The sequence below is a fragment of the Kitasatospora sp. NPDC101176 genome, from assembly GCF_044768035.1.
Taxonomy (GTDB): domain Bacteria; phylum Actinomycetota; class Actinomycetes; order Streptomycetales; family Streptomycetaceae; genus Kitasatospora.
The window spans coordinates 623,855-648,479 of record NZ_JBIWPA010000001.1; the positions used below are offsets into that span (position 1 = coordinate 623,855).

General features: G+C 77.1%; 14 protein-coding genes. All 14 read right to left on the minus strand.

The genetic code is table 11. The features are described from left to right. Positions 1 to 2 precede the first annotated feature (2 nt). The gene (locus ACIRS1_RS02565) at positions 3 to 5,723 is read right to left on the minus strand and encodes an amino acid adenylation domain-containing protein (protein WP_402836234.1); all 5,721 of its coding nucleotides are present in this window, start codon (positions 5,721 to 5,723) and stop codon (positions 3 to 5) included. Continuing rightward, positions 5,720 to 10,339 (minus strand): condensation domain-containing protein, encoded by a 4,620-nt coding sequence (locus ACIRS1_RS02570; RefSeq protein ID WP_402836236.1) that lies wholly within the window; start codon positions 10,337 to 10,339, stop codon positions 5,720 to 5,722. Before ACIRS1_RS02570 ends, ACIRS1_RS02565 begins: the two co-directional genes overlap by 4 nt. A gap of 50 nt (positions 10,340 to 10,389) precedes the next feature. Further along, entirely contained in the window at positions 10,390 to 12,288 is a 1,899-nt protein-coding gene (locus ACIRS1_RS02575; RefSeq protein ID WP_402836237.1) for a non-ribosomal peptide synthetase, read from the minus strand. Then, positions 12,285 to 13,214, minus strand: a complete 930-nt coding sequence (locus ACIRS1_RS02580; RefSeq protein WP_402836239.1) for a 3-hydroxyacyl-CoA dehydrogenase family protein — start codon at positions 13,212 to 13,214, stop codon at positions 12,285 to 12,287. Before ACIRS1_RS02580 ends, ACIRS1_RS02575 begins: the two co-directional genes overlap by 4 nt. A 14-nt stretch (positions 13,215 to 13,228) precedes the next feature. After that, entirely contained in the window at positions 13,229 to 14,464 is a 1,236-nt protein-coding gene (locus tag ACIRS1_RS02585; protein ID WP_402836240.1) for an HAD-IIIC family phosphatase, read from the minus strand. After that, positions 14,461 to 15,609, minus strand: coding sequence for an acyl-CoA dehydrogenase family protein (locus ACIRS1_RS02590; RefSeq protein WP_402836242.1), 1,149 nt, complete (start codon positions 15,607 to 15,609; stop codon positions 14,461 to 14,463). Before ACIRS1_RS02590 ends, ACIRS1_RS02585 begins: the two co-directional genes overlap by 4 nt. A 58-nt stretch (positions 15,610 to 15,667) precedes the next feature. Continuing rightward, positions 15,668 to 15,949, minus strand: coding sequence for an acyl carrier protein (locus ACIRS1_RS02595; protein ID WP_360214092.1), 282 nt, complete (start codon positions 15,947 to 15,949; stop codon positions 15,668 to 15,670). Next, entirely contained in the window at positions 15,946 to 16,968 is a 1,023-nt protein-coding gene (locus tag ACIRS1_RS02600) for a 3-oxoacyl-ACP synthase (protein ID WP_402836243.1), read from the minus strand. The genes ACIRS1_RS02595 and ACIRS1_RS02600 overlap by 4 nt, the downstream gene beginning before the upstream one ends. A gap of 59 nt (positions 16,969 to 17,027) precedes the next feature. Then, on the minus strand, positions 17,028 to 18,449 hold the full coding sequence (locus ACIRS1_RS02605; protein ID WP_360214088.1) for a PLP-dependent aminotransferase family protein: 1,422 nt from the start codon (positions 18,447 to 18,449) through the stop codon (positions 17,028 to 17,030). 36 nt (positions 18,450 to 18,485) lie between these two features. Continuing rightward, entirely contained in the window at positions 18,486 to 20,189 is a 1,704-nt protein-coding gene (locus ACIRS1_RS02610; protein ID WP_402836245.1) for a 2-isopropylmalate synthase, read from the minus strand. 47 nt (positions 20,190 to 20,236) lie between these two features. Further along, the gene (locus tag ACIRS1_RS02615) at positions 20,237 to 20,743 is read right to left on the minus strand and encodes a flavin reductase family protein (RefSeq protein ID WP_360214084.1); all 507 of its coding nucleotides are present in this window, start codon (positions 20,741 to 20,743) and stop codon (positions 20,237 to 20,239) included. After that, positions 20,740 to 22,005, minus strand: coding sequence for a cation:proton antiporter (locus tag ACIRS1_RS02620; protein WP_360214082.1), 1,266 nt, complete (start codon positions 22,003 to 22,005; stop codon positions 20,740 to 20,742). Before ACIRS1_RS02620 ends, ACIRS1_RS02615 begins: the two co-directional genes overlap by 4 nt. Positions 22,006 to 22,034: 29 nt before the next feature. Then, positions 22,035 to 23,579: a tryptophan halogenase family protein gene (locus ACIRS1_RS02625; protein WP_402836247.1), complete on the minus strand. Its 1,545-nt coding sequence runs from the start codon at positions 23,577 to 23,579 to the stop codon at positions 22,035 to 22,037. A gap of 257 nt (positions 23,580 to 23,836) precedes the next feature. Further along, positions 23,837 to 24,592, minus strand: a complete 756-nt coding sequence (locus tag ACIRS1_RS02630) for a thioesterase II family protein (RefSeq protein WP_402836249.1) — start codon at positions 24,590 to 24,592, stop codon at positions 23,837 to 23,839. Positions 24,593 to 24,625: the final 33 nt, after the last annotated feature.

Consider the following 24,625-nt stretch of genomic DNA (forward strand, 5'->3'; position numbering starts at 1 on the left):
CGTCAGCTCCTCTCCGGGCCGTGCGGCCCGCCCGGCGCGTGCGGCTCGTACGGCTCGTACGGCTCGTGCGGCTCCTGCGGCTCCTGCGGGTCGACGGGGTCGGCGAGGCGGGCGAGCAGCGCCGGGGCGAGGTCGGCCAGGGCGGCCGGGCCGCCGAGGTCCTGGTGGGCGTGGTCGGTGCGGTGGCGCAGCAGCCGGCCGCCGTCCAGGTGGGGCCGCCAGGTCTCCGGCTCCTGCACGGGCCCGCGCCTCTCGGGGACGGCCTCGACGAGCAGCAGGTCGCCGCGGAAGCGGCCGGGGCGGAAGGCCCGGCCGATCCGGACGTTGTTGTCGTAGACCTCGGCGAGCGCGGTCAGGCGGCGCTCGGAGAAGACCGAGAGCGGCGAGTCGGACTCCGCCGCGAGGGCGAGGAACTCCTCGGCCGTCGGCGCGGGCGCGTCGACCGGCCGGTCGACGCCCGACAGCCGCAGCAGGGCGTTGCGGACCTGCCCCTGCTCCAGGAGCACCTCGGCCTCGGTGCGCGCGGGCAGGTCGGCGAGCACGTAGCTGTCGAGGAGGGCGAGCAGGCCCACCTCCGCGCCCTGCTCCTGCAGCCGGGTGGCCACGGCGTGGGCGACCAGTCCGCCGAAGGACCAGCCGAGCAGGTGGTAGGGGCCCTGCGGCCGGACGGCGCGGATCTCCCGCAGGCAGTCCTCGGCGACCTCCTCGACACTGGTCGGCAGCGGGCCCCGGCCGTCGAGGCCCCGGGACTGCAGGACGTAGAGCGGCCGGTCGCCGAGCGGGCCGAGCAGCGCCGCGTACGTCCAGCCGATCCCGGCGGCCGGGTGCACGCAGAACAGCGGCGCGCCGGTGCCGGTCGAGCGCAGCGGCAGCAGCGGGGCCAGCATCGGCTCCAGGCCGTCGGCGGGCGGCTCCGCGGCGGACGGGCCGTCAGAGGACGGGAGCGCCGCGGGCGGGCCGTCGGCGGACGGGGGCGCGGCGGGCGCCGGGAGCGCCTCGGACGTCGGGAGCGCGGCGGGCTCGGCGGGCACGGCGGGCGCGGCGGGCGCGGCGGCCGACGGCCAGGGGTCGACCAGGCCGAGCGCGCCGACGGCGGTGTCCGGTCCGGCCGCCAGGGTGTCCAACAGGTCCAGCACCCGGGCGAGCAGGGCGTCGGCGGCCGCGGCGTCGACGACGTCCTCCCGGTGCAGGACGTCCAGCTCCAGCGCGCCGCCCCGCGGGATGGCCATCAGGGTCAGCGGGTAGTGGGTGGCCGTCTCGCTGCCGGAGGCGGTGATCCGCACCCCCGGGAGCGCGTCGCGCTGGTCGCCGGTCTGCGGGAAGTTCTCGTACACCAGGACGGTGTCGAAGAGCTCGCCGAGGCCGGTGGCCCGCTGGATCTCCGGGATGCCCAGGTGCTGGTGGGCGATCAGCCGGGCCTGCTCCCGCTGGACCCGCTCCAGCAGCCCGGAGAGCGACTCGTCGGGCCGCAGGGTGACCCGCAGCGGCAGGGTGTCGATCAGGAACCCCAGGACGGACTCCGAGCCCGGCAGCTCCGGCGAGCGGCCGGAGACGATGGTCCCGAACACCACGTCCGGGCGGCCGGTCCGCTCGGCCAGCAGCAGGGCCCAGACGGCCTGCAGCACGGTGTTGAGGGTGACGCCGAGTCCGGCCGCGAGGGCGCCGAGGCGCTCGGTGCGCCGCTCGCCCAGGTCGCGGTAGCGGCGGGACGGCCACCCGGTGGCGGGCGGCGGCCCGGGCGGGGTCAGCAGGGTGGGCTCGGGCGGCCCGGCCAGGGCCTCGCGCCACGCCCGGCGGGCGGCCTCGTGGTCGCGGCCGGCCAGCCAGGCGAGGTGGTCGCGCAGCGGCACCGGGTCCGGCAGCGGCACCGGGTCGGCCGACGGCAGCGGGTCGGGCGGCACGGCCCGTTCCCGGTAGAGCGCGGCCAGTTCGGGCAGGAGCAGCTGGTTGGACCAGCCGTCGACGAGCGTGTGGTGCGCGACGACGACCAGCCGGGACCGGTCCGCCCCCAGGCGCAGCAGGGTGAAGCGGATCAGCGGCGGGTCGGCCGGGTCGAACCGGGTGGTCCGGTCCCGGGCGGCCTCCTGCTCCGTCCGGGCGAGTCGTTCGGCCGGGCTCAGGCCGGTGAGGTCCAGCTCGGTGAACGGCGCCGGGCGGTCCGGGACGACCTGGACCGGGCGCCCGCCGGGCAGCCGGACGAACCCGGCCATCAGGTTCGGGTGGCGGCGGCAGAGCGCCTCGACGGCCCCGCGCAGCGCGGTCGCGTCCAGCCGGCCCGCGAAGTCCGTCCACAGCCGCATCACGAAGGCGTCGCCGCCGTCCTGGCCGTGGTGCGCGCTGAACAGCAGCCGTTCCTGGAGCGGGGTCAGCGGCAGCACCTCCCGGTGGCCCGGGAACCGCTCCGCGAGCCAGGCGCGGTCGGCGGCGTCCAGCGGGAGCAGCTCACCGCCGCCGGGGCGGCCGGCTGCTGGGCCGGCCGGGTCGACCGGGGTGGCGACCGCCGCGAGCCCGGCCGGGGTGGGATGGGCGAAGACGTCCTCCGGGGCGAGGGCGAGGCCGGCCCGGCGGGCCCGGCGGAGCAGCTTGATGGAGCGGATGCTGTCCCCGCCGAGGGCGAAGAAGCCGTCGTCCGGGCCGACTTCGGGCAGGCCGAGGACCCCGGCGAACAGCTCGCGCAGCAGCCGGGTGCGGTGCTGCCCGGGGTCGGGGGCCGGGATCGCCGCAGCAGGGTCCGCGGCGGCGACCGGGTCGGCTGCGGACGGCTCCGTGACGGCCGGGTCCGGGCCGGCGTCCGCCGGCGGGGCGTCGGCGGAGGACGGGGCGTCGGCGGAGGACGGAGCATCGGCGGAGGACGGAGCATCGGCGGAGGACGGAGCATCGGCGGAGGACGGGGCAGGCGACCCGGCGGCCAGCTCGGCGAGCGCCCGCCGGTCGGTCTTGCCGTTGGCGTTGGTCGGCAGCGCGTCCAGGAGGACCACCGCGGCCGGCACCACCGCTGCGGGCAGCTCCTCGCCGAGCGCCGCCCGGACGGCCCGCGGGTCGGCCGGGCCGTCCTCCCCGGCGACCAGGAAGGCCGTCGTCCGGCGGTCCCCCTCGCCGTCCTCGGTGGCGACCACCACCGCCTGCCGGACGCCGGGCATGGCCGTCAACCGGGCCTCGATCTCGCCGAGTTCGATCCGGTGGCCGCGGATCTTCACCTGCTGGTCGGTGCGGCCGAGGAACTCCAGCTGCCCGGCGGCGGTCCAGCGGGCGAGGTCCCCGGTGCGGTACATCCGGGCGCCGGGCGGGCCGAACGGATCGGGCAGGAAGCGCTCGGCGGTGGCCCCGGGCCGGTGGGCGTAGCCGCGGGCCAGGTGGTCGCCGGCCAGGTAGAGCTCACCGGTGGCGCCGACGGGCGCGGGCCGCAGGACCGGGTCGAGGACGTGGGCGCGCACGTTGCCGATCGGGGTGCCGATCGGCGGCTCGCCCTCGGCGCCCGGCGGGCACGCCGCGGCCGTCGCGTACACCACGGCCTCGGTGGGCCCGTAGAGGTTGAGCACCCGGGCCCGCGGGTTGCGGTCGTGCACCCGGCGGACCACCTCGGCGGGCAGCGCCTCCCCGCAGAAGACGTAGACGGCGGCCCGCTCGTGCACCCACTCCGCGTCGGCGACCTGCCGGTACACCGACGGCACGGTGTTGACCAGGCTCCCGGACCAGTCGGGGCGCTCCAACAGCGAGAGCAGGCTGTCGACGAGGTCGACGCCGCCGCCGGTGAACAGCGGCACCAGGAGCTCGAAGACCGACAGGTCGAAGGAGAGCGGGGTCGAGCCGAGCACCCGGGAGAAGGCCTCGGGGCCGAGCTCCGCCACCGCCCAGGCCGCGAGGTTGGCCACCGAACGATGGGTGACCACCACGCCCTTGGGCGTCCCGGTCGAGCCGGAGGTGTACAGGACGTACGCCGCGTTGCCGGGCAGCGGGCCGACGGGGTCGGCCTGCGCCGCCGCGGGCCCGGTGGGCGCACCGGCCTCGTCGAGCAGGACGACGGCGGGGCCGGCCGCCCCCGGCCGCAGGTCCGGCTCCGGCTTGGGCTCCGGCTGCGGCTCCGGGAGGAGGGGAGCCAGGTCCGCGGTGGTCAGGACCGCCCGCGGACGGGCGTCCGCGAGCAGGAAGGCCACCCGGCCGCGCGGGTGGGCCGGGTCCACCGGCAGGTAGGCGGCGCCGGCCCTCAGCACCCCCAGCACGGCCGCGACCAGCGCGGGGGTGCGCGGCAGCAGCACCGCGACGACGTCCTCGCGGCCGATGCCGAGTCCGGCCAGGTGCCGGGCGATCCGCTCGGAGCACGCGTCCAGGCCCGCGTAGTCCAGCTCGGTGCCCGCGCCGCGCACCGCGACGGCGGCCGGGGTCCGCACGGCCCGGGCGGCGAACGCCGCCGGCACGGTGGCCGCGGGCACCGCGCGGTCGGTGGCGTTGACCTTCCGCAGCAGGGCGAGCTCCTCCTCGCCGGCCAGGTCGAAGGAGTGCAGCGGCGCGTCGGGTCGCTCCGCCAGCCGCGCCAGCAGCCGGACCGTCCGGCGGTGCGCCGCCGGGTCCGCGCCGTGGCCGCCGGCGGCGACCCGCCACCCGCCGTCCGGGTCGGCCGGCCCGGGGGCGGGGTCGGCGCGCAGCACCAGGCCGGGCAGCGGCTCGCCCCAGGCCCGTGCCAGCACGGCCGCCGCCTCCGGACCGTACGCCACCCGCTCGGCGCCGTCGGCGAGCCCGGTGACCAGGCCGTACCCGGAGGACGGGCTCCAGGGCAGGTCGAGGTCGGGGCGGTGGCCGTGCCGACGGGCCGCCCGCAGCGCCAGGCCGGCCTGCCGCAGGACGTCGGTGAAGCACAGTTCGGGGGCGGCGGCGAGCCGCACCGGGACGACCAGACCGCGGCCGCCGGGGCCCGGCGCGGGCGTCCAGTGGCCGAGCAGCAGGTCCCGTGCGCCGGTCAGCCGGTGCGTGTGGACGGCCGCGGCGGCCAGCAGCACCGCCGCGGGCCCCGCGCCGCCGGCCCGGGCCGCCCGGGCCAGCGCGGCCGGGCCGGCCACCGGCAGCCAGGGCAGCTCGACGGGCGGTGCGCCCGGCCCGGCCGGGCGGGCGCCGGCCGCGGGCTCGGGGGCGGCCAGCCCGGCCAGGACCTGCCGCCAGTGCGCCCGGTCGGCGGGCCGCTCGCCCTCCGGCTCCGGGACGGCCGGGCGGGCGCCGGCCGGGGGCGGGGCGGCCTCGCCGTCCGCGGCGTACAGCTCGGCGGCCCGGCGGACCAGTGCGGCCAGACCGCCGTCGTCGTCGAGCAGCCGGTGGTGGCGCTGGAACCAGAGCAGCCCGCCGTCCGGACGGCGGATCAGCACGTGGCGCAGCAGGGGCCCGCGGGCGAGGTCGATCGGGCGGCTGAGTTCGGCGGCGGCCCAGCCGTCCAGGTCCGCCTGGTCGAGGTCGAGCAGTTCGACCGCGAGCGGGCGGGCCGGGCCGGGCGGGAGGCACAGCGCGGCCCCGCCAGGGGCGCCGGGGCGGTCGGTGCGCAGCGCGGCGCGCAGGTCCGGGCGTTCGGCCAGCGCCCGGGCCACGGCGCGGCGCAGCCGGTCCGGTGCGATCCGGCCCTCGAACCGGACCAGGCGCGCCACGCAGTCGGTGGCCAGGCCGGGGGTGTCCCGCAGGACGGCCCGGCGGGCGGCGTCGAGCGGGGCGGCGTCGAGCGGGGTGGGGGTGGAGCTGCTCATCGGGCGTCCCTCCGGGCGGCGTCGGTCTGCGGGGGTGCGGCCGCGGTCGGCCGGGTGCCGGCCGGGTCCGGGCCCGGCTCCGGGTCGGCGTGTTCGGCCGCCACGTCGTGGACGGGCCGGTCGGGCTCGGCGAGCAGGCCGCGCAGCAGCTCGCGCAGGGCGGTGGCGAAGCCGGCGGCGGTCGACGGGTCGAAGAGCTCCGGGGCGTAGTGGACGGTCAGGGCGGTCGGGCCGCCGCCCGGCCCGGGCCGCCAGGCCAGGTCGAGTTCGGCCGGCCCTGGGCCCTGGGTGGCCGGGCCGTCCTGGTCCGGGCCGTCCTGGTCCGAACCTCCGAACTCACCGCTGTCGCGTCCGTCGCCGCGGGAGCGGACGGTCGGTTCGGCTCCGGGGGCGGCCACCGCGGCGGTGGCGGTCCGCTCGACCAGGGCGGCGAAGCCGGGTTCGTCGGAGAGGTCGGCCCGCAGCAGGGTGCCGCCGGGCAGGCCGACCGCCACCTCGTCCTCTCCTGAGATCCACGAGAGCAGCACCAGCCAGCCGGCCCGCAGCACCCGCTCGGGGTCGGTGCCGAAGGCCTCGACCGCCTCCCGGAGCGGCTGGTCGACCGGGGTGGTGGCGGCGCGTGCGGCGGCGACGGGGCTGCCCGGGCGGGGGCGGTCGGTGGGGACGTCCAGCCGGACGGGTCCGGAGGGGACCGGTCCACGGGGGGCCGGTTCGCCGGGGGCCTGGGCGGCACCCGGGGCCGGGGCCCACAGCCCGGCGAGCGGCGCGGTGCCGTCGGCCGCGACGAGTTCGCCGAGCAGCGCGGTGTACTCCGCGGCGAACGCGGCCGCCGTCGCGGGGGTGAACAGCTGGGTGCTGAACTCCAGGCAGGCGGTCATCGCGTCGTCGCCGGCCCGGTCGGAGGTGATCAGCGTGAGGTCGAACTTGGCGGTGCCGCCGGGCAGGCCGCCGAAGAGGTTGGCACGGGTGTGCCCGGTGTCGAAGTACCCGGTGGAGGTGCCCTCGATCCGCTGGATCGGCGGCAGCTCCTGGTGCACGAAGAAGACGTCGAACAGCGGGCTGCGGCCCGGGTCGCGCTCCGCCGTCAGGGCCTGGACGACCTTGTCGAACGGGATCTCCTGGTGCTCCAGGGCCTCCAGCACCACGGTGCGCACCCGGCGCAGGAAGCCGGCCACCGACGGGTCGCCGGAGAGGTCGGCGCGCAGCGCCACGGTGCTGTTGAAGAAGCCGATCAGGCCCTCCAGTTCGGGCCGGTTGCGCCCGGTGGTCGGGGTGCCGACGACCAGGTCGTCCTGCTCGCTGTGGCGGGCCAGCAGCAGGTAGAGGCCGGCGAGCAGGACCACGAAGAGGGTCGCGGAGTGCTCGGCCGCGAGCCGGCGCAGCTCGCGCATCAGCTCGGCGTCCAGGGTGAAGACGGCCAGTTCCCCGGCGTAGTCCTTGCGGGCCGGGCGGGGGTGGTCGGTGGGCAGCCGCAGCACGGGGGCGTCCCGCAGCTTCTCCCGCCAGTAGGCGAGCTCGCCGTCCAGGGCGGGGCCGGCCACCAGGTCCCGCTGCCAGGCGGCGTAGTCGGCGAACTGGACCGGCAGCGGCGCGAGGCGGTGCGGGCGGCCCTCGCGGCGGGCGGCGTGGAGTTCGGGCAGCTCGCGGGCGAAGATCCGCGGGGAGGCGCCGTCGTTGACGGCGTGGTGCATGGTCACCTGGAGCACGTGCTCCTCGGGGGCGGTGCGGATCACGAGCACCCGCACCAGCGGGTCGTGGGCCAGGTCGAAGCGGTGCCCGGCGGCCCGCCGGACCAGCTCCCGGGCGGCGGCCTGCGGATCCGGCTCGCCCGAGACGTCCCGGAAGGCGAAGAAGTCCCCGGGCTCGGGCCGCAGGCGCAGCACCGGCTGGTCGTCCTCCTCGACGAAGTTGGACCGCAGCACCTCGTGGCGCAGCATCAGGTCGTGCCACATGCCGCGGACGGCGTCGACGTCGAGCGGGCCGCTGATCCGGCTGACCATCGGCAGGTTGTAGAGGGTGGTGTCCGGGTCGAGCTGGTGGTGGAACCAGATCCGGTCCTGGCCGAAGGAGGTGACCGCGGCGCCGCGCGGGACGACCGGGGGCAGGGCGGGGGCGGACGGGCGGCCCGCCCTGGCCCGGATGAGCGCGGCGAGGGCGCCGACCTCGGGGTGCTCGTAGACGTCGAGCAGCTTGGGGCGGAAGCCGAAGCGGGCCTCGACGCGGTCGGCGAGCTGCAGGGCGATGATCGAGTTGCCGCCGAGCTCGAAGTAGTGGTCGGCCGGGCCGAGCGGCTGCTCGCTGTGCAGCAGTTCGGCCAGCACGCCGGCGAGCCACGGCTGCGGGTCCTCCGGCCGCTCGACAGGGGCGGGCGCGACGGCGGTGGCGGGCGCGGCAGCGGCAGCGGACGGGACGAGCGCGGCGGGTGCGGCCGGCGGCCGGAGCCAGCACGGGGTGGCGGCCAGCGGGTGCCCGGGCAGCCGCAGCCGGCGGGCCGTACCGGGGGCCGGGCCGAGTGCAGCCCAGTCGAGCTCGACGCCGGCCTCGTACAGCCGGCCGAGCAGGGCCTCGAATCCGTCGGCGGCCGTGCCCGCACCCGCGGCCTCGGCGGGGACGGTCACCAGCCGGGCGCCGTCCTGCCCGTGCGGACCGAACCGCTCGGCGAGCAGCCGGCCGAGCACCCCGCCCGGGCCGGGGTCGACGAACACCACCGGTCCGGCGGCGGTGAGCCGCTCGGCGGCCGCGACCAGCCGGTCCCGGTCCGGCGGCGGGGCCTCGACGCCGGCGGCGAGCTCCCGGGTGTCCGCGGCGGTGAGGGTGCCGAGCAGGTGCCGGGCCGCGTAGCGGGAGACGCCGCTGCTGAGCACCGTCTCGACCGGCACGCCTGCGGCCAGCAGGGCCCGGTGGAGGGCCAGTTGACCGGCCAGGAGGTCGGCCTCCAGCCGGCCGGTGGCGGGCAGGTCCACGGGCAGCGGCGCCGGGCCGGGGGCGACGGGGGCGGCGTCCGGGGAGAGCAGCAGACAGACGGCGGGCGGCCCGCCGCGGCCGCCGGGCGCGGCGTCGGCGACCGGCTCGCCCGGCCCCGGAGCCCGGTCGGCGAGGGCGCGGGCCAGTCCGGCGGTGTCCCGGGCCGCCACGGCGATCCGGTACCGGTGGTGGGCGCGCCCGGAGTTGAGGGTGTGGGCGACGTCGTCGAGGTCGGCGCCGGCGGCCGGTCCGGCCAGGGCGGCGCCGAGGTCCGCGCAGAGCGCGGCCAGCGCGGGGCGGCTGCGCGCGGAGACCGCGACCAGCCGGGCCGGCCGCGGCCCTTCGGCCCGGCGCGGCGCGGCGGGCGCGGGCGCGGGCGGCCGCTGGACGACGCAGTGGGCGTTGATGCCGGCCAGGCTGTACGAGCTGACGCCCGCGATCCGCTCCGCGCCTTCCCAGGGCCGCAGTTCGGTGACCACCTCGACCGGGTCGAGGGCCGCCGCGTCCACCGGCCGGCGGAAGTGCAGCGAGGGGTAGAGCTCGCCGTGCCCGACCGCGAGGACGGCCTTGACCAGGCCGGCGATCCCGGCGGCGTGGTCGAGGTGGCCGATGTTGGTCTTGACCGAGCCGATCGGCAGCCGCCGGCCCCGCCCGCCGAAGCCGCGGGTGCCGAACACCTGCCCCAGGCCCTCCAGTTCGACGGCGTCGCCGAGCCGGGTGCCGGAGCCGTGCGTCTCCAGGTAGCCGGCCAGCGCCGGGTCGAGGCCGGCGGCGCGCCAGGCGGCGCCGATGACGGCCGCGTGGGCGGGCGCGCTCGGGGTGCTGATGGTGGCGGCGGCCCGGCCGTTGTGCCGGACGGCGCTGCCGCGGATGACGGCGTGCACGGGCGCGCCGTCGGCGCGGGCCCGGCCGAGGGTGGTGAGCAGCAGGACGGCGCCGCCCTCTCCGCTCACCGTGCCGTCGGCGTCGGCGTCGAAGGCCCGGCAGCGCCCGCCCGGGGAGACGAGTTCGGTCATCCCCTCGGTCTGCGGGGCGGGCAGGCCCTCGGGGCGCAGGCTGAAGCCCCCGGCGAGCGCGTACGCGGCCTCGCCGTCGCGCAGTTCGCGGCAGGCCTGGTGGACGGCGACGAGCGAGCCGTTGCAGCCGGTGTCGACGGCGTAGCAGGGGCCGGTGAAGCCGAGCACGTGGGCGATCCGGGCGGGCAGCGCGAAGGGGACGTTGCCGAGGGCGCCGAGCGGGCCGGGTTCGGCGGCGGCGGCCCGGTAACCGGAGGCGGCGGCGCTGAGCACCACGGCCACCGGGTGCCCGCGCAGGGCGTCCACGGGGTAGCCGGCGTCCTCGACGGCCCGGTGGGCGAGGACGAGGGCGATCCGGTGCTGCGGGTCCATCAGGGCGGCCTCGCGCCGGGAGAGGCCGAAGAACGCGTGGTCGAAGGTGTGGACGTCGGCGAGGTGGCCCATCGGGAGGCGGTGGGCGTCCGGGTCGAGTCCGGTGGCGGCGGCCCGGGCGGCCGGCATGGCGCCCACCGAGTCCCGGCCGGCGGCGAGGTTGGCGCGGAAGGCGGCCAGGTCGTCGGCGTCGGGGAAGCGGGCGCCGATGCCGACGACCGCGATGTCGGTGTCGCGGGGCGCCGTCGTGGGGCTGGTGGTCACTGTCTCTGCTCCCGTTCCTCGGGCTCGGTGCGCGTTCGCCGGTTCGTCCGTCAGACCTCGTACGCGGTGCCCGGTCCGGGGCCCGGGTGCTCCGGCGGGCCGGGCGGCGGGGCCGTGGCGGCGACGGCGGCGGCCTGGTCGGCGACGGTGCGCAGGTCGAAGAGCCGGCCGACCCGGACGGCGCCGGGCCAGGTGCGCTCGAGCCGCAGGTGCAGGTCGACCACGCGCCGGGAGTTGCCGCCGACGGCGAAGAAGTCGTCCCGGGGCCCGAAGTCGCGGTGGCCGAGGACGTCCGCCCAGAACCCGGTCACCACCGCCAGGGCGGCACCGGTGCCCCGGTCCTGGCCGGCCGGGGCCTCGCCGTCCACGCCCCCGCCCTCCACGTCCCCGCCGTCCGGGCCCCCGGCCTGCGGTGCCGCCGGGAGCAGCGCGCGCAGCGCCCGCAGGTCGGTCTTTCCGGACGGCGCCAGCGGGAACGCCGCCACCCGGACGAACCGCTCGGGCACCGCCGGCCCGCCGACCAGGGCCGCGCAGTGCGCGACCAGCTCCCCCGCCCCCGGCCCGGGCGCGGTCTGGTCCACCGGGGACCAGAAGGCCGCCAGCGCGGTGCCGCCCGCCGGGTCGGCGACGGCGAGCACCGCGGCCTGCCGCACGGCGGGGTGGCGGGCCAGGGCCGCCTCCACCTCCTCCCGCTCGACCCGGACCCCGCGCACCTTGAGCTGCCCGTCGGCCCGGCCGCGGAAGACCAGGGCGCCGGTGGCGTCGGCCGCGGCGAGGTCGCCGGTACGGTACATCCGGGCGCCGGGGGCGGGCGCGAACGGGTCCGGGACGAAGCGCAGCGCGGTGTCGACGGGCCGGCCGGCGTAGCCCTCGGCGACCTGCGGGCCGGCCACGTACAGTTCGCCGGTCCGCCCGGGCGGCACCGGCGCCAGTCGCCCGTCCAGCAGGTGGATCCGGGCCCCGGCGGTGGGGCGCCCGATCGGGACGGGGTCGGCCGGCGCGGGCGGGACGTCGTGGGCGACCACGGTCACGGTGGTCTCGGTGGCCCCGTACTCGTTGCGCAGTGCGGTGCCCGGCAGGACGGCGCGGTGGCGCGCGGCCTGCGCGGCCGGCAGGGCCTCGCCGCCGACGATCCACCGGCGCAGGTGGCTGTCGGTGCCCGCCAGGTACGGCAGCATCAGCCGGTGGAAGGAGGGCGGGCAGACCGCCACCTCGACCCGGTGGCGCCGCACCAGGGCGGCGCAGGCCTCCGGGTCGGGCAGGGCCCGCTCGTCCGGCAGCACCGCGGTGCCGCCGCCGCACAGCGTGTGGAGCAGCATCAGCAGCGGGCCGTCCCAGGAGAGCCGGGAGGCGGTGAAGGTGGTGGCGGCGGGGTCCTCGTCGCGGGAGGCGACCAGCGCGGCGAGGGCGCCCCGGGAGACCACGACGGCCTTGGGCTCGCCGGTGGTGCCGGAGGTGGTGACGGCGTAGGCGGGCGCGGCGGCGGGCACGGCGGCGTCCGGGAGCGGGCCGGCGGCCGGCGCGGGGCCGGTCTCGGGCACCAGGGCGACCGGCCGGCCGCAGCCGGCCACCAGCTCGCGGACGGCAGCGGGCGCCGTGGCCCGGTCCGCCTCGTCGTGCACCAGGACGCCGCAGCCGCCGTCGCGCAGCAGCGCGCGGACCGCGGCGGCGGGCCGGTCGGGTTCCAGGACGCACCAGGCGGCGCCGAGCCGCAGGGCGGCCAGCATGCCGACGACGGTCCGCACCCCCTGACGGCGGTGGACCAGCACCAGCCCGCCGGGGGCGGCGCCGGCCGCGGCCAGCCGGGCGGCCAGCTCCCGGGTCGCGGCGTCGAGCCGCCGGTACGTCAGGGACTCCCCGCCGACCACCACGGCCGTCCGGTCGGGCACCGTGCGGAACCGTTCCCGGATCAGGTCGAGCACGTCGGCGGCCGGCCGCCCGGCGGTCACGGCCGCGTCCCGTAGGCGTGGAAGCCCAGCCCGGTCTTGCGGCCGAGGTGACCGCGGCGCACCAGGTCGAGCAGCAGCCCGCAGGGCCGGTAGCGCTCGTCCCCGGTGGTCTCCAGCAGGACGTCGAGGGTGTCCACGATGGTGTCGAGCCCGATCAGGTCCGCGGTGCGCAGCGGCCCCATGGCGTGGCCGAAGCAGTCCTGGAAGATCAGGTCGACGGTCTCCGCGTCGGCCACGCCCTCCTGCACCCGGGCGGCCGCGTCGTTGACCATCGGCATCAGCACCCGGTTGGAGACGAAGCCCGGCGAGTCGCGCACCACGTGGGCGCGGCGGCCGACCCCGGCGAGCAGGGCGAGGGTGGTCTCCAGCGTCCGGGCGGTGGTGGCCGGGCCGCGCACCACCTCGACGGTCTCCTTGAGGTAGGCGGGGTTCATGAAGTGGGTGGCGAGCACCCGGTCGGCCCGGTCGGTGTAGGAGGCGAGCCGGCGGACCGGGACGGCCGAGGTGCAGGAGGCGAAGACCGCCTCGGGGGCGCAGACCTCGTCGAGCTCCCGGAGCACCCGTTCCTTGACGGAGAGCCGCTCGGAGGCGCACTCCACGACGAAGCCGGCCTCCGCCAGGTGGCCGAACTCGTCCGTCCAGCGGACCAGCCCGACGGTCTCCGCGGCCGTGGGCCGGGCCTCGTCGGCGGCCGGTCGGCGGCCCAGCAGGCGCGCGGCCCGCAGGCCGTCCCGCAGCCGGCCCGGGGCGGCGTCGAGGGCGGGGCGGTGGCGGTCGACCACCACCACCGGGTGCCCGGCCGAGGCGAAGACCTGGGCGACGGCGGTGCCCATGGTGCCGGCGCCGACGATCCCGACCGGGATCCGTCCTGCGGTGCCCGCACCGCTCCCGGCGGTGTCCCGGGGCGTGGTGTCCTGCGTGTGCACGGTGTCCTTCCTGGTCACGGCGTGGCCGGGGGTTCGGGGCGGGCGGTCGGCCCGGGGCCGGCAGGGGTGGGCCGCAGGGATTCGGCGGGCCCCCGGGTTTCGGCGGGCGCCGGGGTCTCGGCGGGCGCCGGGGTCTCGGCGGGCGCCGGGGCGATGAGGCGCAGGTGGCCCGGGGGCGGGGGCGGCGGGGCGGCCGGCGGGTAGCCGAGCAGCAGCCGCCCCTCCTCCGCCGGGCCCAGCACGGTGAACCCGGCGAAGCGGAGGTTGACCAGCATCACCCGGTTGACCTCGGTCGGGACGAACTCGGCCAGGGGGCGCCGCCCTTCGGCGAGCGCGCTGCGCACCACGTGGCCGATCAGCGCCGGGCCGACGCCCCGGGACATCACCCGGCAGGAGAGCAGCAGCAGCCGCAGGAGCTCCGCCGGTTCGGCCGGGCCCTCCCCCGCGGCGTACCGGATGCGCTCGCTGAGCGCGAGGCCGATCGTGCCGTAGTCGCCGAAGCGGTCGGTCAGTTCGGCGACCAGCACCCGGTGGTCCGGCGAGCCGCACAGCGCCCGCAGCCGCGCCAGGTCGTAGGTGCGGCCGGTGGTGTTCAACTGGTGGGTACGGACGGTGAGTTCGTGCGCCCGGGCGAGGTCGCCCGGCTCGGCGCGCCGGACGGTCAGCGTCAGGTCGAGCGAGGCCAGGAACTCTTGCGGCGTGCCCTGGTACTCGCCCCCGGCCTGCGCGCGCCGGGCCTCGGCCCGGTAGCGCAGCCGCCGCTCGCGGGCGTCGGCGGTGACGAACGGCGGCCGGAAGTCCGGCAGTCCGGCCAGCGCCCCGACCTGCTCGGCCGGGTAGCAGCGCACCACCGGGTGGGCGGCGGCCACCTCGGCGCGCTCGACCGGGTCGTTGTCGACGAAGGCGACGGTGTCCAGGCCGATGCCGATCGCCTCGGCGATCCGCCGCACGGCACCGGACTTCGGGCCCCAGCCGACCTCCAGCACGGTGAACAGTTCGTGCAGGCCGAGCCGTTCCAGGTGGGCGGTGGCGGCGGCCCGGTCGCTCCGGCTGGCGACGGCGTGCAGCACACCGCGCCCGTCCAGCTCCCGCAGCGCGGCGGCGGCGGCCGGGAACGGCGCCGGGTCGTCGCCCTCCAGCACGGTGCCGTCCCACAGGGTGTCGTCGAGGTCCCAGACCAGGACCTTGACGGTCGGCCGCTCCGGCCCGGCCCCGCCGCCCGGCGCGGTGGCCCCGCGCGGGGCGCTCATCGGCGCACCGCCCGGCGCAACAGCCGGTCGGCAAGGTGCAGTTCGGCCAGCTGCGGACTGCCCTCGATGATCTCCATCACCTTGGCGTCCCGGTAGAACCGGCCCGGCCGGCCCCCCGGTTCGCAGCCCGCCGAGCCGAGCACCTGCACGGCCCGGTCGGCGACCGCCTTCGCCGCCCCGGCCGCCGCGTACTTGGCGGCCACCGTCTCGGTGACGGCGCCCAGCGGCGAGCCGGCCCGGGCCTGGGCGGCCCGTTCGGCCAGGGCCCGGGCGGCCGCCGCGTCGACGGCCGAGCGGGCGAGCAGGGAGCGCACCAGCTGGTGCTCGGCCAGCGGGACCCCGCCCTGGACCCGCCGCACGGCGTGCTCGACGGCGTCCGCCAGGCAGGCCTCCGCCATGCCGACGCAGCCCCAGGCCACCGTGAAGCGGCCGTGGTCCAGGGCCACCGCCGCGGTGTGGGTCAGGCCCGCACCGGCCGGCGCCACCAGGTTCTCCCGCGGCACCCGCACCCGGTCGAAGGTGAGGTGGGCGATCCGCGCGGCGCGCAGGCCGAGCTGGCCGGCGACGGGCTCGCGGCCGATCCCGGGGCGGTCGCCCTCCACCAGGACGGCGGTCGGGCCGGCGGCGGTGCGCCCGAGCACCAGCAGGAGGTCGGCGCTCTGCCCGAAGGTCACCCACCGCTTGGCGCCGGTGACCACCAGCTGCTCGCCGTCGTCCTCGATCCGGGTGCCGACCTCGGCGAGCGCGCTGCCCGCCTCCCGCTCGGTGGCGGCGAAACCGGCGAGCCGCTCGCCGGAGGCCAGGGCGGGCAGCCAGCGCTCGCGCTGGGCGGCGCTGCCCCAGCGCAGCAGGGCGGCGGCCGTCATGCCCTGGACGGTGAGCAGCGCGCGCAGGGCGCCGCAGGCGCCGCCCAGGTGCGCGACCGCCTCGCCGAGCTGGACGGGCGTGGCGCCGGCTCCGCCGTGGCGGGCCGGCAGGTCGGGTGCGAGCAGCCCGGCGGCGGCGACCGCGCGGACCGCCTCGTCGGGCAGGGCGCCCCGCTCGTCCCAGCGGCCGGCGTCCTCGCGCACCGCGGCGGCCAGGTCGGCGGCGGCGTCCACCACGGAGACGTCCGGCACGGCTACGGAGACATCCGGCACGGCCACGGGGAGCCCCGGGGCGCCCGCGGGCCGCGGTGCTTCCGGGCCGGCCGGCCGGGCGCCGCTAGCCGCGGGCGGCACGGCCGGCGCCCGTCTCGTCGCCTGCGGCGGGCCCGCCGTGCTTGCCCGCGACCAGCGCGGCGATCCGTTCGGCGGTGCGGAAGTTGTCCAGTTCGAGGTCCTCCACCTCGATCCGGATCCCGAACCGCTCCTCCACGAAGACCACCAGCTCCAGGGCGAACAGCGAGTCCGCGAGGCCCAGGGCGAAGTAGTCCTCGTCCGGTTCCACCGGCCGGCGCAGGGCGACGGTCAGGAACTCCCGTATCTCGATCGCGGTGTCGGTCACGCGGTGCTCTCCCAGGGTCCGATTTCCACCAGCAGCAGGTTCCAGGCCGCCACCGGGCTGACGTTGACCAGCACGACCCGGTCGCCCTCGGCCAGCCGCCGGTTCGCCAGCGCCGTCCAGAGGTTGAGGAGGACGTCGTTCGGGCCGAGGTGGCCGTAGCGGGCCAGGTTCTCCCGGCACTCCGGCAGCAGTTCGACGTCCAGCGACTCCTCCAGGAAGCGCAGGCCGCCGGCGGAGAGGTTGTGGCTGGCGTAGCCGGCGACGTCGGCGCGGTCGAGGCCGTGCCGCTTCAGCAGGCCCGCCAGGAGCGCGGCGAGCCGGTTCCGGGTCTCGACGGCGAGCCGGAAGGAGTAGCCGGGCAGGTCGCGGCACTCCTCCCGCCACTGCTCCCAGGGGCGGTCCCGGTAGTCGACCCGGAAGAGGTCCCAGTGGGCCCCGTTGGTCTCCTGGACGAGGTCGAGGATCCGGACCGGACCGGTGCGGGCGAGCAGCAGGGCCTGGCCGGCGTCGCCGTTGACGGTGACGGGGTGCCGGTAGCGGCCGGGGGTGGCCGGGGTGGAGGCGTGGGCGACCAGCACGTGGTGCAGGTCCGGGTCGGCGGCGAGCAGGCCCCGGGCGGCCAGCAGGGCCGGCCCGAGCGAGACGCAGCCGAGGCCGCCGACGCCGAAGGCGAGGGCCCGGTCGGCGCCCAGCCGGGCCTGCAGCCTGGTGACCTCGGAGCTGATCAGCGTCTCGGGCGCGCGGGACTCGACGACGACCAGGGCGCCCAGGTCCTGCGCGGCGACACCGGCGCGGGCGAGCGCGCCGCGGCAGGCCCGTTCGGCCATCGCGGTGGCGCCGAGCCCCGTGTCGACGGCCACCGTGTCGATCCCGAGGCCGGCGAGGACGGTTCTGCGCTCGCGGTCCAGGCCCTCGCGTTCGGCCAGCTCGCCGACCGGCACCCGGTGCTCCGGCAGGTGCCAGGCCGCGGCGCGGACCGCGAGCGGGGCGGGCGCGCCGCCCGGGCTCGTCGTCACCATCGGGTCCTCCTCACTCTCCGTCGTCCGTCGTGCCCGGTCCCCGTGGAGCCGGGCGGGCCCTACGCGCTGCGCAGGCAGCCGTCGGCCGCCGCCTGCGCGTAGGCCTCGCCCAGCTCCCGCACCGCCTCGGCGACCCCGCTGCGAGGCACCCCGGCGTAGCCCACGACCAGGGCGGGGCCGGCCTGCCAGGAGCGGTGGTGGTAGCTGCGGGCGCCGCGCACCAGGACCGAGCGGCGCAGCGCCCGGGCGACCAGCGCGGCCTCGTCCACCCGCGGCGGGAGCTGGACGTAGGCGTGCAGGCCGGCGAAGGCGCCGGTGATCCGGGCGCCGGGCAGCCGGCGCCGGACGGCCTCGTGGAAGACCTCCCGGCGGGCCCGCAGCCGCTCCCGCTGGCGCCGCAGGTGCCGGTCGAGCTCTCCGCTGTCGAGCACCTCGGCGAACGCGTGCTGGGTGAACACGTCGCAGCCCAGGTCGCGTTGGGCCCGGACCTCCTCCAGCCGGCGGCGCAGCCGGGGCGGGGCGACCAGCCAGCCCAGCCGCATCCCGGGGGCCAGCGACTTGCTCGCGGTGCCCGCGTAGAGCACCCGGGTCGGGGCGAGCCGCTGCAGCGCGGTGGGCCGGCGGCCGTGGTCCAGCCAGAGGTCGCCGTCGTAGTCGTCCTCGATGATCCAGCCGTCCACGTCCTCGGCCCAGCGCACCAGCGCGGCCCGCCGCTCGGCGCTGAGCACGGCACCGGTGGGGAACTGGTGGGCGGGGGTGACCAGGACGGCCCGGGCGCCGGTGCGGGCCAGGGCGGCCACGTCGATGCCGTGCTCGTCGACCGGGACGGAGGGGCAGTCCAGGCCGGACTCGACGATGAACTGGCGCTGTTGCGGGTGGCACGGGTCCTCGACCGCGAGGGCGGCCAGGCCGGTGCGCGGCAGCGTGGCGCAGACCAGGCCGAGCGTCTGGGCGAACCCGGAGACCACCATCACGTGCTCGGGGGTGGTGTGCACGCCGCGGGCCCGCCCGAGGTAGCGGGCGAGTTCGGCGCGCAGCGCCGGGACGCCGGACACCGGCGGGTAGCCGAGGTCGCGCGGGCCGAGCCGGCGCGCCGCCCGCTGGTAGGCGGCGAGCCACTCGCGCTGCGGGAAGGCGGAGGCGTCGGCGCCGCCGGCCCGCAGGTCCCAGCGGACCACCGGGGCGGGGCGGGCGTCGCTCAGCAGGGTCGGCGGCCGGGTGCCGCGGTCCAGGTGGGCGGCGACCCGGGTGCCCGAGCCCCGGGTGGCCTCCAGGTAGCCGCCGGCCACCAGCTGCCCGTAGGCCTCGACGACGACGCTGCGGGACACCCGCAGGTCCTCGGCGAGCTGACGGCTCGACGGCAGCCGGGTGCCGGGGTGCAGCGCCCCCTCGGCGATCTCCCGCTTGATGCCGTCCCGGATCTGGGCGGTGAGCGGGAGCACGTCCTCCCGCGCCACGTCGATCAAGGTGTTCCAGGGCATCTGTGCCCCCTCCCTCCCCCGCCCTCGGCGGCCTCGCTAGCGGGCTCCGGACACGCCGGCCGGCTCGGTGTCCAGCAGCGCCCGCAGGGCGGCGGCGCGGACGGCCCGGCCGACGGCCTCGCCCTCCTCGTCGGCGATGCCGACCCCCCAGTGGGAGCGGGAGTCCACGACGATCTCGAAGGCGGCGGTGACGGCGTTCAACGGTGCGCCGGCCCGGTCCACGGTGAGCCCCTGGACGACGGCGTCCAGCCCGTACCCGGCGACGGCCGCGGCGGCCGCCTCCGTCCAGCGGGCGCCGCCGGGCTCCGCCGCCAGCGGCTCGGGCCGGGGCAGGCCGGGCACCGCCTCCGTGCCGAGCGCCACGTACCGCTCGACGAAGTGGCTCCACAGCTGGTCGCCGGTGATCTCGCCGCCGATCTCCTCGCAGACCGCCTGCATCTCGGAGGCGAAGTCGATCTGGAGGCGGCGCGGCAGTTCGATGCCGTACTCGGTGCGCAGCAGGTGGGCGATGCCGCCCTTGCCGGACTGGGTGTTGATCCGGATCAGCGCCTGGTAGTCGCGGCCGATGTCGCGCGGATCGATCGGCAGGTACGGAACGTCCCAGGTGTCCCGGCCGGACTCCTCGCGGGCGCGCAGGCCCTTGGCGATGGCGTCCTGGTGGGAGCCGGCGAAGGAGGTGTAGACGAAGTCGCCGGCCCACGGGTGGCGGGCGTGGACGGGCATCTGGTTGCAGCTCTCGACGATCCGGCGGACGCCGTCGATGTCGCGCAGGTCGAGCATCGGGTCGACGCCCTGCGAGAACAGGTTCATGGCCAGGGTGACCAGGCAGACGTTGCCGGAGCGCTCGCCGTTGCCGAACAGGGTGCCCTCGACCCGGTCGGCCCCGGCCAGCACGGCGAGTTCGGCGGCGGACACGCCGCTGCCGCGGTCGTTGTGGGGGTGCACGGAGAGGATGGTGCGCTCGCGGTGGAGCAGGTTGCGGTGGGTGTACTCGATCCGGTCGGCGAACTCCTGCGGCGGGAAGACCTCGACGGTGGAGGGCAGGTTGATCCGCAGCGTGTGCGCGGCCCGCGGGGCCCAGAAGTCGAGGACGGCGTTGCAGAGTTCGAGCGCGTAGTCGGGCTCGGTCTGGGTGTAGGACTCGGGCGCGTACTGCAGGTAGATCTCGGTGCCGGGGATGGAGTCCTGGAGTTTGAGGGCCTGTTCGGCGCCGTCCAGGGCCATCGCGGTGATCTGCGCGCGGTCCTTGCGGAAGACCAGCCGGCGCTGGGCCTCCGAGGTGGGGTTGAAGATCTGCAGGACGGCGCGGGGGACGCCCTCCAGGGCCTTGACGGTGCGTTCGATGAAGTCGCCGCGGATCGGCGTCATCACCTGGACGACGACGTCCTCCGGGATGGCGTCGGTGTCCACGAGGTGGCGCAGGAAGGCGTGGTCGTCCTGGGAGGAGGTGGGGAAGCCGACCTCGATCTCCTTGAACCCCATCCCGACCAGCAGGTCGAACATCCGCCGCTTGCGGGTGGTGTCCATGGGGTCGGTCAGGGCCTGGTTGCCGTCCCGCAGGTCGACGCTGCACCACAACGGGGCGCGCTCCGCGCGGCGTCCCGGCCAGGTCCGGTCGGGCAGGCCGACCGCCTCGTAGGGCCGGTACTTCCGGACCGGCATCGCGCTGTGGCGCTGGATGCCCTGGTCGCGGGCGGGTGCGCGCCGGGGGGTGTCCGCGTCAGTGGGTTGAGCTGTCATCTCTCCTCCACAACGGTGTTCTCGGGGGTCGGGTGGGAACCCTCTGGTCAGGCGGTCCAGGTGCTGAACTGTCGCCTCCCGTACAGCAGCGGCGGCGGCGCGTCGCTGAGTTCGGTGATCCGGACGACCTCGCCGAAGACCATCCGCTGGCCGCCCACGGGCACCAGCTGGCTGACCCGGCAGTCGGCCACCGCATGGGCGTCGCGCACCAGGTGGGGTCCGCCCGCGCCGGGCGGCAGCCGCCAGGGGGTGGCGTCGAAGCGGTCCGGGTCGCCGGAGGCGAACAGTTCGGCGGTGCCGCGGCCGTCGGCGTGCAGCAGGTTCACCGCGAAGGCGCCGCTGCGCAGCACGGCCCGCAGGGTCGGGCTCTCGGCCCGCATGCCGACCAGCAGCGTGGGCGGGTCGACGGTGACGCTGCACAGCGCGGAGCAGGTCATGCCCCACGGGCGCGAGGCGTCGTCCAGCGAGGTGACGACGGAGACGCCGCTCGGGAAGCCGGACATGAAGGTCCGGAAGTCGGAGGGGGTTGAGGTGACGAGTTCCACGTGGCTCACCGCTCGACGGGGTAGGGGACGGCCGGCTCCGCGGTCCGGGGGGCGGCCTCGGGCGCCGTGAACCGGTCGATGGCCCACAGCAGCGGGCCGCTGAGCGCCGTGGTGAACAGGGCCATCACCACGAGCGCGAGGAACAGCGCGGGGGTGAGGATCCCGGCCTGGTAGCCGGCCTGCAGGACGGCGAGTTCGGTCAGGCCGCGGGCGTTGAGGAACACCGCGATCTTCATGCACTCGACCGGGGGCCGGCCGGCCGCCCGCGCACCGGCGTAGCTGCCGACCAGCTTGCCGAGGATCGCGAGCACCACCGAGAGCAGGACGGCCTGCCAGGAGAAGACGCTGAGCGGCGCCGAGGCGAGGCCCATGCCGGTCACCGTGAACAGCAGCGGCAGCGCGAGCCGCCCCCAGCCGCCGACGGTGTGCGCGGCCCTGGTCCACGGGCCGGCGCCGTCGTCGCCCGGCAGGGCGAGGGCGACCAGCACGGCGCCGAGCACGTCGGTCAGGCCCAGCCGCGAGGTGGTCAGCGCGGCGGCGACGGCCGCGGCGGCGGTCAGCCCGATCGGCACCGCGACCGGGACCCGCTCGGCCCAGGCCCGGGGCACCGGTGCGGCGCCCGCCCGCCGGATCGCCCAGGCGACCAGCAGGCCGACGGCGAACACCGCGTACGGGGTGATCCTCCCGCCGCCGTGCGCCAGGCCGACCGCGATCGCCAGCATCGACCAGGTGACGGCGTCGATGGAGACCGCGACCGCCATGCAGAGCCGGCCGATCGCGGTGTTCAGCATGCCGCGGTCGTCCAGGATGCCGGCGAGCACCGGCACGGCGGTGACGGCGAGGGCGATCGCCAGCATCAGGACCAGGACCCCGGCCGGGGCGTCGCCGCGCAGGGCCGGCGAGCCGTCGGCCAGCACCCAGGCGGCGAACGCCACGCCGCAGCCCAGCGGCAGCAGCAGGGAGCCGGCGGCGGTCAGCGCGATGGTCCGGCCGCCGAGCCGGCTGCCGCCGGCCCTGATCTCGTGGACGGCGCCGACCAGGAAGAGCGCGAGGCCGAGGTGGCCCGCCTTCTCCAGGACGGCGCCGCCGTCCATGCCGGCCGGCTTCCAGTCCCACTGACTCGCCAGCAGCGCGCCGAGCAGGAGGCAGGCCATGATCTCGCCGACGATCTCAGGCTGCCGCAACAGCTTGGCCAGCCGGCGTCCGAGCAGTGCCGCGGGGACGAGCAGAGCGAGCGTCACCGCGGCCGGTACGTACGGAAGACTGTCCATGGTGCCTCCTTCCTCGGGGCTCCGGCGGGTCAGTGCATCTGGGCGAGGTACTCGTACTGGCTGGGCAGGCGCTTCACGAGCTCGGCGGACTGGTCGCGCAGGAGCTGGAACTCCTTCTCCGCCCGGGTGGAGTCCTGCAGGGCGACGGACGGCGGGGCCTTGAGCTCCACGCCGCCGAGGCCGAGCAGCATCGCCAGGTAGGAGTAGGACTCGAACCCGTGGTAGTGCGGGTAGATGGTGTTCTCCGTCGGCGGCTTGGCCTGCCACAGTTCGAGCCGCTCGGCCAGGCCGTCGGGCATCACGCGGGTCTTGGCGTCCCGCCAGTAGGCGTTGTCGGCGCGGGCCGCGGCCTTGTAGTGCAGGACGAGGAACTCCCGCACGCCGTCGATGGTGTTGCCCACCGTGCGGTTGTAGGAGCGGCGCAGCGCCGGGTTCCAGTCGGCGTCCGGGAAGTGCTTGACCAGCTCCTCGATGCCCTGCTGGATGAAGAAGATGCCGGTCGACTCGAGGGGCTCGACGAAGCCGCTGGACAGGCCGATGGCGACGCAGTTGTTGACCCAGGCGTTGCGGGTGCGGCCGATCCGCATCCGGATGTGGTTGGCCTCCAGGGCCTCCGCGTCCGGGCCGACGTGGGCGCGCAGGGTGGCCTCGGCCTCCTCGGGCGTCGTGTACTCGTCGGAGTAGACGTAGCCGGTGCCGATGCGGCCGAACAGCGGGATGGTCCAGATCCAGCCGGCGTCCGAGGCGGTCGCGGTGGTGCAGGGGCGCAGGCCCCGCTTCTCCATGTCGACCGGGACGCGCAGCGCCACCGCGCGGTTGTTGGGCAGGGTGTCCTGGAAGGAGTCGAAGGGCTCCTCGAGGGTCTGGTTGATCAGCAGGCCGCGGAAGCCGGTGCAGTCGATGAACAGGTCGCCCTCGATCAGGCCGTGCTCCTTGGTGCGCACGCCGCTGATCCAGCCGCGCTCGTCCTGGACGACCTCGACGACGTCGTCCTCGATGTGCCGGGCGCCGCGCTCGGTGGCGTACTCGGAGAGGTAGTCGGCGAGCAGCGAGGCGTCGAACTGGTAGGCGTACGGGAACTGGGTGTCCTGCTCGGTGAGCGTGTTGCGGTCGGCCGTGTCGGCGCCCTCCTTGAACTCCTGCTCGAAGAGGGTGCCGTCCAGGTGGCGCGGGGACCGCTCGGCGTCGCAGATCGCGGCCATCAGGAACACGTCCTGGTCGAAGCGGTCGCCGGAGCGGCTGTTCAGCCACCAGTCGGTGAGCGGCAGGCCGTCGACGACCCGGAGGCGCTCGAAGGGGTGGTAGAAGTAGTGGCCCTTGCGCCGCCAGTTCTCGAATCGGATGCCGAGCTTGTAGGTGGCATTGCACTTGGGCATCCACACGTGCTCGGGCAGGCCCAGGTAGTTGAAGAAATGCCGGACGGTACTGAAGGTCGCCTCACCGACCCCGATGGTCTTGATTCGCTTGGATTCCACCAGCGTGACGGAAATCCGATCGCCGAATGCGGCGCGCAGGTACGAGGCGGTCATCCAACCGGATGTCCCACCGCCGACGATGACGACGTTGCCAAGCATTCCTGACCCTCTCAGCCGGTCGTTCAACCCGGAGCCCCGGGCTGTCCCATGGCTCGAAATCCTCCGGCAGCGGAGCCGCCGGAAACAGGCTTTTAAGCCTCAGCGGAAACACGCACTCCAGCGCGCCCCGGCCTTCGCGGGGGTATTCCGGGCATGCCGAACGGATGGCGACCCGATAGTGCCGGGTGCCATCCGTCGGCGAACTCGCCGGATCCCGCGGAACGCGCGGAATTCGGCGGGGGCGGGTCGCGGCCGGCTCAGCCGCGGTCCAGCAGGTGGTCGTGCAGCAGGGAGATGACCCGGGCCCGTTGCGCGGTCAGGTAGAAGTGCCCGCCGGGCAGCACGTGGCAGGCGAACTCCTTGCCGGCCAGCGCCTCCCAGCCGCGGGCCCGTTCCGGGGTCACGGTGACGTCGGAGTCCCCGGTGAGGACCACGATCCCGCACTCGACCGGGCGGGGCCCGGCCGAGCGGTAGGAGTCGATCAGGAGGTAGTCGTTGCGCAGGATCGGCAGCACCATCTCCCGGATGTCCGGGTCGTCGAAGATCGACATCTGGGTGCCGCCGTGGCCGGCCACCGTCCGCAGCAGGTCCTCGTCGCTCCTCGGGCCGACCGGGGCCGCCGGCCCGCCCGCCGTCTGCGGCGGCGGCGGGTAACCGGAGAGCACCAGCCGGGCCACCGGCAGCCCGTGGGCCTGCAGCGAGAGCACCGTCTCATAGGCGAGCAGCGCGCCCATGCTGTGCCCGAAGACCACCGTCTCGACGCCCGGGCGGTCGGTCTCCAGCAGGGCCCGCGTCACCTGCTCCACCAGGGTGGCCGCGTCGTCGACGAACGGGTCCTCGACCCGCTCCTCGCGCCCCGGGTACTGGACGAGCTGGAGCTCGACGGTGGCCGACAGGTGGTTGGCCCACGGCCGGTAGAACCCGGCGCTGCCGCCGGCGTGCGGCAGGCAGACCAGCCGCCGGGTGGCCTCCGGGCGCGGCCGGGGGACCACCAGCCAGGGTTGGTCGTTCACCGGTTCCCCTCCCCGGGCCGACGGGTGCGGCGG